The following is a 789-nucleotide window of genomic DNA, read 5'->3' as shown; positions in this document are numbered from 1 at the left end:
GCCAAGCGATGTAGGTCTCTCACCTCCATCCGAAACAACAGCGCCTCGTGGCGCACCACGTGCTCATCGACCCCGAGGGTGGTGACTCCCTCGAAGCGGGCCGGGTCGGCGTCCAGGGCGGTCAGGATCGGTTCGATGGAGCGCCACACCGTCTTCCATGACGTACCCAGCTGGCGGGCGATCCCCAGGACGGAGGCGTGCTCGCGGCGGATCTGCTCGATGGCCCACCAGCAGGCCCGCACCGTCAACAGCCCGCGAGGGCGGGCGACGCGCTCGTCCTGCTCCACGAACGTCCCGGTCGGGCAGGTCGGTTCGGGACAGGACCATCGTCGCTTGACCCACCGGATCCGCACCGGCCGGCCGAAGCACGGCAGGTCCACCAGGTCCACGGCGACCCGGCCATGTCCGTGGACGATGACGCCGCAGGTCGGGCAGCCCATCGGTGCCGGCGGCGACTCGACCGTGACGGTCAGGCCGTCCTCGTCGCGAACCACCCCGCGCACGTGCAGCCCATCCAGACCGACCAGCAGGTCACAGCTCTGGCACGACGAGGAGGAAGGAAGGTCAGGGTCAGCGGGCGTGAGCATGCACGCCGTAGGCTCGGACATAGTCGAGGTCCTTCAGCAGCGGTTTGCTTGGTCGCAACCAATCCTGAAGGGCCTCGACCCCTACCCAGCCGCAGCCAACCCCCGGCGAGTCGTGCTCACCCCACACTCAAGTCCGAAGAGATTCCCTAACTGGTTGTCAAGGTGGTGGAGGGTGGATTCTTCGGGCAGGGGTGATCGACGA

The 789-nt window shown here is 67.7% G+C and carries 1 protein-coding gene; it reads right to left on the bottom strand.

The annotated features are described in order from the left end of the window. Nucleotides 1–608: transposase family protein (locus tag ABD225_RS03840; RefSeq protein ID WP_344081542.1), on the bottom strand; the 608-nt coding region annotated here is incomplete at its 3' end. Nucleotides 609–789 lie beyond the last annotated feature (181 nt).

Source organism: Nostocoides veronense (assembly GCF_039531185.1).
GTDB lineage: Bacteria > Actinomycetota > Actinomycetes > Actinomycetales > Dermatophilaceae > Nostocoides_A > Nostocoides_A veronense.
Note: the sequence above shows the minus strand (reverse complement) of the source record. Positions and strands in the feature narration are given on the sequence as shown.